We start from the raw sequence: 12,150 nt of genomic DNA on the forward strand, positions 1-12,150 counted from the left end.
TGTCTTCAAAGCGCCGCCGCTCCTGATGCTCCCAGCCGTTGTATGTCGGTCGCCAGGGCATCTTTGCGCTATTGGAGGCTAATCGATCAAAGCCACGTCTGACGAGCTTGTCGATGACCTGCTCTTGAGCCCTCCTGCCATCCTGCGGGCAACGGTGGCTGCGTCTCGGGCAATTGCGGAGCTGTCGCCGCAATAGCCAGCCGGGTCGAGTGCTGCGGTGATCTCTGCCTCGCTTAGATGCGCCAGGATGGCGCTGTCCTTGCGCAGGGCTTCAGTGACAGTGATTTCCGGATCGGGAAGGTGCTCTATTGCGTGGTGGATCAGGTCATGTGCCTCGGACCTACCGGTCATCGGGGCAAGCAACATCATCAGTCGTTCGGTCGCAATGGCGCCCCCGGTCTGATTGGCGTTGTCTTTCATTTTCGCAGCTTGGACTTCAGTTCGCGCTAGCAGGTTTTCGAACCGCTGGGCCATTTCCCAGGCGAGCGGTATGGCCCGGTCGAGGACGGAACTCAGCAACTGATTGGTGGCTGAATCCCCTTCATGGCTTGAGCGACCGGTTTCCATCGCCGGGGCGGCGAGGTTGCGCAGTTCGGCCGCGTCCGCGAGGACCCGCACGACGTATTTCGGATTAATCTTGTGCGGCATCGTCGAAGACCCGACGGTACCATCGTCCAGCCGTTCGGTGATCTCGCCGATCTCCTGCGTCATCAGCAAATAAAGCTCAGAGGCGATACGTTCGATCGTCATGGCAAGAAGAGACTGCTGCACGATATAGTCGGCGAAGAGATCATTGTTCGATCTTCCGGGCACCAGTAGCTCGCTCAGATCCAACCGCGCAGCAAGCCTCCGATTCAGCTCTCGTCCCTGCGGGCCGAATGCATGCATCGCTCCCACAGCGCCGCCAAACGGCAGGGCAAAGAGACGACGTCCACCGCCTTCTAGACGGTTAATGGAACGAGAAAGCTCCTCGATCCAGCCGGCAACCTTGAACCCGAAGGTGATTGGCAGGGCATGCTGGCGGTTGGTGCGCCCTGCCATGAGCGTATCCGCATGGGTCTCTGCCATTTCTGCAAGCAGCAGCAGGGCCGAGGCCAAGATTTTGCGGATTTCTAGATCAGCTTCCCGCACCAGCAGGATCCGCCCGGTCTGCATCACGTTCTGGGTTGTCGCGCCCCAGTGGACATAGTCGCCCGCCTTGCCGGCGGCCTTGGCCAAAAGTCGCGTCAACGACAAGATTGGCGCATGGGTGATGCGGATATCGGCCTCGAGTGCATCGACACCAATCCGGTCGAGCACGGCCACCGCGCGAATGCCGCGCGCTGCACTCTCGGGTATCATCCCCATGTCGGCCTGGACCTCGGCCAATGTGGCTTCGACGTCAAGCCACGATTGCCAGAGCGTCTCGCGTGCGAACAATGTGCTCGGCGTCAGGACCGGCGTACTCAGCGTCATTTGATTTCCTTCGGATGTCATACGGTTTCAAAGCGAGGCGCCGCCTCAAGCAATCGCGCAGTGTAGTCGTTGGTCGGGTGCGAAAGCACCGCGCTGGCGGTGCCCTCTTCGACGATCCTGCCGTTCCGCATGACGGCCACCCTGTCAGCCGTCTGGTGGACGACAGCCATGTCATGGGTAATCAACAGCGTGGTCAGGTTCATCTGGTCGCGCAACTCGTCCAGAAGGTCGAGGATCTGCGCCTGCACGGACACATCCAGCGCCGAGGTCGGCTCGTCGCAGATCAGCGCTTTGGGACGGGTCACCAGCGCACGGGCGATGGCGACGCGCTGGCGCTGGCCACCCGAAAGCTGCGAGGGATAGGCATGGAGCAACCGGATGGGAAGCCGCACCCGTTCCATCATCTCTTTCACGGCTGCCAGATTGGTGGCGCTGTCGCGTTCGCCCCGTAGCATTAACGGGCGGGAGATTATCTCGGACAGCCGCCGACGTGGGTTTAGCGAGGTGTAGGGATCCTGAAACACCGGCTGAACAAAGGCTGCGCGTTCGGTCGGCGGGATCTGGTCAATCGGGCGACCGATCAGATCGATTTCGCCCGAGGTGGCGTGGTCGAGCCCGAGCAGTATCCGCGCCAGTGTCGACTTGCCCGATCCGCTTTCACCGATAAGCGCCAGCGTTTCGCCGCGTTTTACCGACAACGACACACCGTCCAATGCCTTGATGTCCCGTTTCGGACCAAAGAGGCCTTTTCTGGCGGTATAGATGCGGCTGACATCCCGCGCGACGATCACATCCTCCACCCGCGGTGTGGCAGGGGCGGGACGCCCCGGTGTGCCGTCCAAACGCGGGACGGCGGCAAGCAACTTGCGGGTGTAGTCATGCTGCGGTGCATACAGCACTTGCTGCGCCGTGCCCTGTTCCACCAATTCCCCGGCAAACATCACGGCCACCCGGTCAGTCCGCTGCGCCACCACTGCCAGATCGTGACTGATCAGGATCAGGCCCATCTGACGTTCGCGTCGCAGATCGTCCAAAAGGTCCAGGATTTGCGCCTGCACTGTTACGTCCAGCGCCGTGGTTGGCTCGTCGGCGATCAGCAGGTCCGGGTCGAGCATCAGCGTCATCGCGATCATCACGCGCTGCCTTTGTCCGCCGGACATTTGGTGCGGGTACTGGCTCATCCGGTCTTCCGGATCGGGAATTCCGACACGGTCCAGCAGGGTGACCGCTTTCTTGTGTGCAGCGGCGGCTGACATCAGGCCACGGGCAACGGACGCTTCGGTCATTTGCCGCCCGATCGTGTAGACCGGATTGAGCGAGGTCATCGGCTCCTGAAAGATCATCCCTATACGTGGTCCGGCGATGGAACGATAAAACTGCGCATCTTCAAGGTCCGGCAATTGCACTCCGTCATAGGCCATGCTGGTTGCCTGATATTCAGCGCTGCGTGGCAACAGACGCATCAGGGCCAGTGCCGTCATTGACTTACCAGAGCCGCTTTCGCCAACGATTCCCAGGGCCTCGCCCCGGTTCAGCTCAAGTGTGAGGTCGCGCACCACACGCAGTGGGCCATTGGGTGAGCGCAGCGTGATGTTCAGGTGATTGATGTCCAGCAACGCAGTCATTCGTTTCGGCCCTCCGGTGAGGTGATGTCGCGCAGCCCGTCTCCCATGAGGTTGGCTCCGATAACGAGAAGGAAGAGACAGATGCCAGGCAGGATCACGAGCCACGGGCGATAGAACATGGCTTGCTTGCCCTCTGCGATCATCAGTCCCCAGGATGGTGTCGGGGGTTGGATGCCGACGCCGAGGAAGCTCAGCGAGCTTTCGGCAAGGATTGCGATGCCAAGCTCGAAGGTGAAGATCACGATGATTGACGACATGAGGTTCGGCAGGATCTCGTGCCAGATGATCTGACGTGGGCTGGCCCCTGCCGCCGCAGCGGCGGCGACAAAGTCGAGAGAGCGGATGCGTTGTGTTGCTGCGCGTGTGACCACCAGGTAGTAGGTCCAGTGGAGCACACCGACAATGCCGATCACCACCCAGATCGACGGGCCGATGATGAAGACGAGCGCCATGGCAAGCAGCAGTCCCGGCAGGGCCAACTGCGCTGTGAGAAGAAAGCTGATACTGTGGTCGGCCCAGCCGCCGAAATAGCCAGCGATCACGCCCAGTGTCACGCCGATCAGCAGGCCCACGGTCGCGGCACCCAGGCCAATGGTGATTGAAACGCGGGTTCCATAGATCAGACGGCTCAGGTAATCGCGACCATTCTGGTCTGTGCCCAAGAGATAGTCCCAGGTGCCGCCTTCACTCCAGACCGGCGGCAGCATCCTGTCGGCAAGGGACTGCTCGAACGGACTGTGCGGAGCCAGCACCGGAGCGAGGAGTGCCACGATGGCGATGATCAAGATCAGCGTTGCGCCGATCAGGAAGCCCTTGTGGCCGAACATCCGCTGGCGGAAAATCTGACCTGGTGTCAGCAGCGTGGTTTGGTCGAGTTCCACCGCGGCTAGTGTGATGTCGCTGTCGGTCATCCGATACGGATCCTCGGATCAATGGCCGCATTGAGAATGTCGGCAAGCAGGTTCATGGCCACAAAGACGATGGCAAAGACGAAAATCAGCATCTGTACGGTCGGGATGTCCGCTCCGAGAATGGACTCAAGAGCCAGACGTCCCAAGCCGTTGATTGCGAAAATAGATTCGGTGATGACAGATCCGCCGAACTTTTGACCGAGCTGGACAGCCAGCACCGAGATCACAGGGAGGATTGCGTTGCGAAGTGCATGTCGGCGCAACAGTTGCCAACCACGAAAGCCTTTGGAACGCGCCGTGCGGATATAGTCTGCGCCCATCACCTCGATCAGGCCGGTGCGGGTCAGCCGCATAACGGCGGGAACAGAGGACGAACCCAGGACGAAGGCAGGCAGAACGAAGTGTCGCCATGTGCTGTCGCCGGACACCGGGAAGATCGGGATCGTCACTGCAAAGAAGATGATCATGAGGAGCCCGAGCCAGAAGTTCGGTATGGCCTGGGCAGAGACGGCCACGCCGAGGGCGAAGCGATCGATCCAGCTGTTCGGGTTCAATGCGGCGAGGGCTCCAAGCGGGATGGCGATCAGGATGGTCACCGCCAGGGCCGAAAAGGCGAGGGTCAGGGTCTCGTCAACACGATCGGCAACCAGGGAGGCCACCGGCTTGTGCCAATAGTAGCTCTCTCCGAAATCACCTTGCACCACGCCGCCAAGCCAATCGAGGTAGCGGACCGGCAGCGGTCGGTCGAGGCCGTAGCGGGCACGGATCGTTTCAACCACTTCCGCGGTTGCGTCTTCGCCGGCGATGGCCTGCGCCGGGTCACTCGCGACATTCAGCAGCAGAAAGGCAGCCAGCGAGACTGTGAAGGCGACCAGGATCGCCAGGCACCCTCGAAGCATTATGTAGCGCAACATCTCTGTAATTCCTCAGATTTGCAGGGGGCATATCCGCCCCCTGCAGGATCAATCTTACTTCCAGGTGGCGTTCTGCAACCGTGGCAACCCGTCCGGATCGAGCGGGAACTCGAGCTGCGGCGATACCAGGTAGTTTGCCGAGTAGGAGAACAGCGGTGCCCAGTAAGCCTGATCGGCAATCCGGCCAAGCGCCTCGGAGTAGATCTCCTTGCGCTTTTCCTGATCGGCAGTCTGTTCCGCTGACAGGACCAGCCCGGCGAGCTCTTCGTCGCCCGACATGTTTCGGTCGCTTTCGACGTCGAAGTGGATCCGGGCGATGGCTGCAGTGTCAGCGGTGCCACCTGAGCCCCAGGTTCCGAAGTAGGCCGGGATCTCGCGCGCAGCACGGGCCTGGTTGAGGCTTTCCAGCTTGACGTAACGCAGGTTCACATCAATGCCGACTGCCGTCAGGTCGGCAGCGATGGCTTCTGATGCGGCCTTGTCGCGATAGGCCCAGACTTCCATCGGGAAACCGTCCGGATAGCCAGCCTCCGCCAGAAGCGCTTTCGCTTTCTCCGGATCATAGGCGTAGCGCGCCACGCTCTGGTCACAGCCGAATTGAGCCGGATGACAGGCAGCATGAATGGCTTCTGCCGAACCGCCGATCAGGTGTTCGGCCATTTCGGGCGTGTTCAGCGCGTGATTGATCGCGCGGCGCACCAGCACATTGGTAAGCGGTCCGTCAGGGTCGGTGTATCCACCGGCATCAAGCACCATGAAGCCGACGCGCAGATCCGGTCCGCTCAAATGGGTCGCCATGGGTGTCTGACCAAGGCTTTCGGCCAGATCCAGCGGTACCTTGAATATCCAGTCGATGCCGCCCGACATCAGCTCGGCCTGTTGTGTTCCGATATCCGGGATGTTGCGCACGACAATCGTTTTGATGGCTGGCTTTTCGCCAAAGAAATCCTCGTTGCGCTCAAGCACCAGTTCGGTGCCAGGTTCGAAACTCGAAACCTTGTAAGGACCGGTCGCGATCAGGCTATTGGCCATGGCATCGCGGTTAATGGCATCGCCTTCGCCATAGGTACCCGCCTTACGTAGCATGACGCGATTGGCCATATCGCGCAGGACCAGCGGGTAGACAGACTTCAACTTGAAGCGGAGAGTGTTCGGTCCTGTGACTTCCGCTTTGTCGAGCCAGCGCGCCACCACGCCATTGGCGTTGGACTCACTGCGCTCGTCTGCGATCCAGTTGTAGGTATAGGCGACGTCTTCTGGCGTCAGCGTCGTGCCATCATGAAATTTCACGTCGTCGCGCAGCGTCAGATCCAGCGTCAGGTCATTGACCCATTCGTATCCGGTGGCGATTGACGGTCTGAACTCCTGTGTCGCCGGATCGAGCTCAAACAGGGTTGCGTCGGTCAACTGGGCGAGAATGATGTACTCGCGTTTGGTCGTGTAGTTGTAATCCAGGTTCAGGATCTCTTCGGCCATTGCCGCACGAAGCGTGTCATCCTCGGGCCCGGCCATGGCGGGGCCTGTCGCGGCTGCCAGCGCAAGGGCACTGGCGGTGCAGAGAGCGCGCACAAGATTAAGGTTCATTGGTTCCTCCCAAAATGAATGTAATGCGTGGTGTCAGCGCTTTGATCGAGGCGCGGACACCACGAAGGTCGAGGGCCTTGTTACTGTTTCCAGCTGGCCTTGTAGAGGCGCGGGAAACCGTCGTCGTCCAGCGGGAAAACAAGGTCCGGGTCTGTCAGGTAGTTGACCGAATAGGACCACAGCGGCACCCAGTAGACCTGATCCGTGATCCGGGCATGGATTGCCGCGAAGAGCTCCGCCTGCCGTTCCGAGTCAAGCTCGGTGTAGGCATCGGTCACCATCTGGGCAAGCTCGGCATCGCCCGACAGGTTGCGGTCGGAGTCTGCATCGAAATGCTGCCGGATCGGGGGCGCGGTGTCGCCACCCCAGGTGCCGAAATACGACAGGATCTGCCGGTTCGCGCGCGCCACGTTGAGGCTGTCCAGCTTGACCTGGCGCAGCTTGGCATTGATGCCGACGGCCTGCAGGTCCGAGACGATGGCTTCCGACATCGGCTTGTCGCGATAGGCCCAGATCTCGGTTTCAAAGCCGTCGCCATAGCCGGCTTCGGCCAGTAGGGCACGCGCCTTTTCCGGGTCGTAATCATAGACGGTGACAGGGTAATTGCAGCCCAGTTCGGAGGGGTGACATGCCCCTTCGATGCGAGCAGCAGCGCCGCCGATCAGGGCTTCAGCAATGCTGGCACGATCGATGGCATGGGCCATGGCGCGGCGAACCTTGAGATCGGTAAGCGGTCCGTCGGGACTGACCAGCCCGCCTGCGTCCAGGATCAGGAAGCCGATGCGTCGGTCAGGGCCGGAAAGATGCGCAACATTGGGCATCTGTCCCAGACTTTCTGCAATGTCGCGCTGTACGCCGTAAATCCAGTCGATCCCACCGGAGATCAACTCGGCCTGCTGGGTGCCTTCATCAGGAAGCGAGCGAATGACGATCTTGCTGATTGCCGGATCACCCTTGGGACCGCCGGAATAATAATCGTCGAAGCGTTCCAACACGAGGTCGGAGCCCGGTTCGAACGAGGCAATCTTATAGGGACCCAGACCGACAGGACCACCCGAGACGGCATTGGGATCGAAAGTTCCGTTGGCGTCGTAGGTGCCCGACTTCCGGATTGGGACCCGGATCGCCATGTCCTGAAGGGCAAGAGGATACTGGGTCTTGAAGTGGAAACGGACCTTGTGCGGCTCCAGAACCTCGGCGCTATCGAACCAGACCGCGATGCGCCCGCCGGACAGGCTTTGCGCGTCTTCAGAGGTCATGATGTTGTAGCTGTAGGCGACGTCCTCCGCAGTCATGGCTGTGCCGTCGTGAAAGCTCACGTCATCGCGCAGTGTCAGATCCATGGTGACGGGATCAATCTGCTCATAGCGTGTCGCCAGAGCGGGAAGATAGCTTCCGTCCGCCGGATTGATCGCAAGCAGGGTCTCATCCACCAGCTCGGAAATGATGATGTATTCCCGCTTGGTGGTGTAATTGTAGTCGAGGTTGATGATGTCTTCGGTGAAGGCCACGCGCAATGTGTCATCGGCCTTGTCGGCATAGGCTGCGCTTGCGCAGAAATGCGCAGCAGCAAAGGCGCCGACCGCAACGAGCCGTGCAGCTTGTATAAACATGTTTCTCCTCCCAGAGCCGTGCGCTTCATTGTGTCTGATGCACGGTTGCTTTGACTTTAGCCGTGGTTGGCATTTGAAAAAATTGCTATTATGGAGCCAACAGTTGCAAAAAATGAAAGAGTCATCGGGATGAATCTTCGCGGCCTTCAAATCTTTCGCGACATTGTGCTGACCGGCACGCTGGCGGATGCCGCCGAGCGTTCGAACCTATCCACATCCGCTGCCAGCCGCTTGGTGGGGCAACTCGAAACCCAGCTTGGCCTGACGTTGTTCTCGCGTGCCCGCAGGACACTGGCGCTGACCGAAGAGGGAACGCTGTTTTATCGTCAGATCTCAAGTACGCTGGACGCCTTGAAGGAAATTCCTCAGATAGCACGGGAAGTGGCTACACGCGGCAGCCGAACCCTGTCGATCGTCGCAGCGACACCGATCGCCAATCAACTTGTTGTCCCGACGCTGGCCAAACTGAAGGCGACTACGCCGGAATGCGACTTCAGCGTTGGGGTCGAGAGCCGGTTTGCGATCGAAAGCAAGGTGGCGGCCGGTGGCTATGATCTCGGCTTGATCTCGCTACCGGTCGAAAATGTTATCGTGCCCCTGGATATCGTGCCTCTGATCAGGGCAAGGCTTTGTGTCTTCATGCCAGCCGATCATCCGCTGGCGCGACAGGCGTCGGTGACGTTGGAGCAGCTTGCAAGCGAAGTGTTCGTAACGCTGGCAGCAGGACAACGTTGGCGCGATCGGCTGGACGCGCTGCTTGGGGCAGTAGGCTATCGTCCGATCATTAGCCATCAGACCGGGTCGACCGTTGTAACGCTTGAAATGGCGCGTCACGGCATCGGCATCACGATCAGCGACGCCGTCTTTTCTCCGCCCCAGCAGAGCAGTGCCATGGCGCTCCTTCCGATCGAAGGCGATCACTGGATCACATACGCTGCCATCCATGCCCGCGGTCAGCGGCCCCCGCATGCCGAACCGTTCCTCGATGCGTTGAGTGAACATATCGAACGGCAATGCGCCGCAAACCCCACCACTGCCGAACTCATGCATCTCATATAAAGTGCGACTGCGAACATGAGAGCTCATGCGAATTGCAGCTCTCACCAAAACACCGTCTCGAAAAAGCGTATAAACTCAAATGGTTAGGCCGCTATTAATTTTCGTGGCATTGGTATCCTAGAACTCAACGATCAGCGTAGTTCCCAAGCACCGTCAGAATCCGGTCCTGATGGTGGCAGGCCATCGCGGTGAAACTGTTCGGCCATGCTGTCTGCGAGCACGGTATGACTTCCGCGTTCTGGGGTCGCGACGGCTTCCGTCAGACTGGACACATCCACCGAGTTATCCCCCAGGGGCCAGAGAGCCTGTTCTGCGAGTTTACGCTTCCGTTGCATCAGGCTTTGCAAGAGGCCATCGAAACTCTGAGCCCCCAATTCAGGGTGCAGTGCCATGGGAATGTGAACGGAGACAGGCCGGGTCTGGCCGATGCGATGGACGCGGTCGTTGCATTGCTCTTCGACAGCAGGGTTCCACCAACGGGAGAGGTGGATAACATGAGTTGCAGCCGTCAGTGTCAGGCCTGTGCCAGCCGATTTCGGCCCCAGGATCAACATGTCAAAGCCGCCATCGGCCGTTAGGTGCCTCTGGAAACGGTTGACGATTTCTTGTCGGCGGGGGATAGGCGTGTCCCCGTTGATCACGTCGATGCGCTCAAGGCCGAAGAAATGGCGTATAATTTCGGCAAACCGAAATTGCATGTCACGATGTTCTATGAAGACGAGAACCCGCTCGCCGGCAGCCTGGATCCTGCGCAGGACGTCCATCACCGCGTCCAGTCGGGCACTTTTGGCGATGAACTCGTCCGGGTTTATCGGACCTGTGTCGCCGGGGTGGACGGAAACTGAGCGGATGTGGTGCAGCATCTTCAATGCCGCCCCCGGCCCTCCGTTTGCTAGTTTCATCTGCGCAAGGTCATAGGCTTCTGCCTGCACCTTTGGCATCAGTCGGGGGTGCAAGTACCGGCGCTTTTTCGGAAGGTCGCGGGCTACTTCGTCCTTCAGGCGGCGCAGGCCTAGTGGTGGCACGTACCCTCGTGGCTTAAATACGCGGGCGTGCAGTTCCGCCATGTTCGCGGGGTCCGGAACTGCGTAGTTTTCTTTGAACTCTACGCCAGACCCAAGACATCCTGGCGCGATCCGGTCCATGATCGTCCAAAGATCAATCGCCGCATTTTCGATTGGTGTACCGGTCAACCCAATGCGGAAATCCGCATTCATCGCCTCGACCGCTTTGGAAGCAAGCGTCGCTCGGTTCTTGATGTTCTGGATTTCATCCATCACCATCGCGGAGAAAGGGATTTTTCCAAGCGAATGCTGGTAATTTGCCAGCGTCGTATAGGTGGTCAGGAACCAAAAGCGATGCGCACGTTCGTCTTCGAATGCTTCCTTTAGCCAGTCCAGATCAAGTTGAGGCAAACCCGATTGGGTTTCCGTGCCACGCGTATCACGAAGTTTCTGGGAGCCAAGCGAACTGCCGTAAAGGCGGATGAGTGTACCAAAGCCACGGCCTTTAACGTGAGTTTCCACTTCCTGTTCCCAGTTCCGCAGCAGCGAAGTGGGAGCAACGATCAGGATGGGACCACGGTTCTGCGCAACCGGCTTTTTCATGTGGTCCTTGAGCCAGGTCAGGAAGGCGATGGTCTGAAGCGTCTTTCCGAGCCCTTGTTCATCGGCGTTCAAGATACCCGGAAGGCCCGAGTTCCAAGCGTTTATTGCCCAACTAAAGCTGTCCAACTGGTGCTGGTGAAGCGGGGTTTTTACACTTGCTGGCAGGCTCACCTGGATCGAGGCAGTCCGTGGAATTGTCGGCGCAAGGTAGTTCAATTCGTAGTAATTGTCCTTCGTGCCGAGGATCAGTGCGCCGGAATCATCTTTTTCGGGGCCAGGCTTGTCATCGTGCAAAGCGGGAATTGTTGCCCGCCGCTCGATCTCTCCATCGATTGCCGCCAGGCGCGCCGGGGTGACTTTGACCGCCTCTCCCGCGATCTCCATCGGGGTGTCAGTTCCGCTCTGGAGCACGTCAGCCATGTGTCTGCGCAAAGCTTGCAGCTCTGCTTCCGGCATGGATTGGATGGCTTCAGTCAAGTGTTGGGCGAAGGCCTCAGGCAGCCACGTCGTCCCGCTGCCTTCGATTGCATCGGTGGGACGTTCATACACGATGACGCCAGTAACCCGGTCCGAATATTCACGGGTCTCGATGAGCGCAGGACCAGCGAGTGCCTCCACCATTTCAGCCTGCTGTGCGTCGTCCAGCTCGTCCAAGACACCGCTTTTCTTCAGGTGGTGGTTAACCGCTTCGGTTATGAATGCCCTGGGATTCTGAATGAATGCACGCCGTTCCTCACGTGGTGCTTTTTGGACGCGGGCCATTTCCTCCAGGATTGGCGCTGCACCTTTGTCGATGACCAGATAGCTGTTGTTGCCAAGCCGATATGTTGGCTTCGCGCCATGTTGGTGTAATCCGTATTGGAAGACTGCAAGCGCCTCTCCCGTCAGTTCTGCGTTTGCCTCCGAGATCTCGTCGGTAAGGCCGGCGCTTTCCAGTTTTTCGGCGGAATAAGGTACGACTTCGAATTGGCCCAGTGACGTGTCGGGCGAGATGGAGAAGCGATCTGCTATGCGCACTTCTAAACCGCGCAGGAAGGCAGTCATCGAGAGTTTTGCCATTTCCCGGTTTTCGGGCATCTCGGAACCTATTGCCGCTTCCGGCTCGATTGCGCGTCGGAAATCGGCGAGCGCGCGCCAGTGCTGTTCGACAGGTTGTGCGGGGTCAAAGCAATCTGCGAGATCAAGTGCACGTTTCATCCAGAGAGGCAGGCGACGGCTACCCTCGGCCGTTTTCAGGATTGCGCCAACACGAGCTGGCGTTTCGCGGCGACCATGGCGTGACCATTCATAGTGCAGTTTGAAATCGGGGCGGCCGAGCACGCCTGTCACATCGGTCTTGAGCATCAGATCCACGGTTCTCGGTAGACCGAGCGCCTCGGCAG

At 59.3% G+C, this 12,150-nt stretch carries 8 protein-coding genes; 1 reads left to right on the forward strand and 7 read right to left on the reverse strand.

The features are described 5' to 3' along the window. Positions 1 to 78 precede the first annotated feature (78 nt). The 6 genes from J0X15_RS04020 to J0X15_RS04045 all read right to left on the reverse strand — a co-directional run bounded on the left by J0X15_RS04020 (position 79) and on the right by J0X15_RS04045 (position 8,102). Positions 79 to 1,455 carry a lyase family protein gene (locus J0X15_RS04020; protein ID WP_206938421.1) on the reverse strand — a complete coding sequence of 459 codons (1,377 nt, stop codon included), beginning with the start codon at positions 1,453 to 1,455 and terminating at the stop codon, positions 79 to 81. A gap of 17 nt (positions 1,456 to 1,472) precedes the next feature. Further along, on the reverse strand, positions 1,473 to 3,080 hold the full coding sequence (locus tag J0X15_RS04025) for a dipeptide ABC transporter ATP-binding protein (protein ID WP_206938422.1): 1,608 nt from the start codon (positions 3,078 to 3,080) through the stop codon (positions 1,473 to 1,475). Next, positions 3,077 to 3,991 (reverse strand): ABC transporter permease, encoded by a 915-nt coding sequence (locus J0X15_RS04030; RefSeq protein ID WP_206938423.1) that lies wholly within the window; start codon positions 3,989 to 3,991, stop codon positions 3,077 to 3,079. The genes J0X15_RS04025 and J0X15_RS04030 overlap by 4 nt, the downstream gene beginning before the upstream one ends. After that, on the reverse strand, positions 3,988 to 4,905 hold the full coding sequence (locus tag J0X15_RS04035; protein WP_206938424.1) for an ABC transporter permease: 918 nt from the start codon (positions 4,903 to 4,905) through the stop codon (positions 3,988 to 3,990). The genes J0X15_RS04030 and J0X15_RS04035 overlap by 4 nt, the downstream gene beginning before the upstream one ends. A 54-nt stretch (positions 4,906 to 4,959) precedes the next feature. After that, positions 4,960 to 6,489 (reverse strand): ABC transporter substrate-binding protein, encoded by a 1,530-nt coding sequence (locus tag J0X15_RS04040; RefSeq protein WP_206938426.1) that lies wholly within the window; start codon positions 6,487 to 6,489, stop codon positions 4,960 to 4,962. Positions 6,490 to 6,569: 80 nt separating this feature from the next. Continuing rightward, positions 6,570 to 8,102 carry an ABC transporter substrate-binding protein gene (locus tag J0X15_RS04045; RefSeq protein ID WP_206938427.1) on the reverse strand — a complete coding sequence of 511 codons (1,533 nt, stop codon included), beginning with the start codon at positions 8,100 to 8,102 and terminating at the stop codon, positions 6,570 to 6,572. A 129-nt stretch (positions 8,103 to 8,231) separates the two neighbouring features. Here J0X15_RS04045 and J0X15_RS04050 point away from each other — a divergent pair, with 129 nt between their 5' ends. Then, a complete protein-coding gene (locus J0X15_RS04050; protein WP_206938428.1) occupies positions 8,232 to 9,161 on the forward strand; it encodes a LysR family transcriptional regulator in 930 nt (309 codons plus the stop codon). 131 nt (positions 9,162 to 9,292) lie between these two features. On the opposite strand, the gene J0X15_RS04055 is transcribed toward J0X15_RS04050, so the two are convergent. After that, on the reverse strand, positions 9,293 to 12,112 hold the full coding sequence (locus J0X15_RS04055) for a DEAD/DEAH box helicase (RefSeq protein WP_209015071.1): 2,820 nt from the start codon (positions 12,110 to 12,112) through the stop codon (positions 9,293 to 9,295). Positions 12,113 to 12,150: the final 38 nt, after the last annotated feature.

Source organism: Roseibium limicola (assembly GCF_017313085.1).
Lineage (GTDB): Bacteria > Pseudomonadota > Alphaproteobacteria > Rhizobiales > Stappiaceae > Roseibium > Roseibium limicola.